This window comes from Paenibacillus sp. LS-5 (assembly GCF_056121505.1).
This window is the reverse complement of sequence record NZ_JBWAVA010000150.1, coordinates 1-228: the sequence shown is the minus strand read 5'-3', so window position 1 is coordinate 228 and position 228 is coordinate 1. Positions and strand designations below refer to the sequence as shown.

Genomic DNA, 228 nt, shown 5'->3' with positions numbered 1-228 from the left:
CAACAAGAGTTTCATCGATGCGGCGTGGGTGACCATCCGCGTCGGGTTGATCTCGGCGACCGTCGCGACAATCCTGGGAACGCTCGGCGCCCTCGCGCTTACCCGCTATACCCGCTTCCGGGGACGGATGCTGTTTTCAGCGATGATCTATGCGCCGCTGGTCATGCCCGAGGTCATCACCGGCCTGTCGCTGCTCCTGCTGTTCGTGGCCATCGGTTTTGACCGGGG

1 protein-coding gene is annotated in these 228 nt (G+C 63.2%); it reads left to right on the top strand.

Translation table 11 applies throughout. The annotated features are described in order from the left end of the window. Positions 1–228, top strand: a 228-nt coding sequence (locus AC0MA3_RS26825; RefSeq protein WP_474658398.1) for an ABC transporter permease, incomplete at both ends; no start/stop codon positions are given.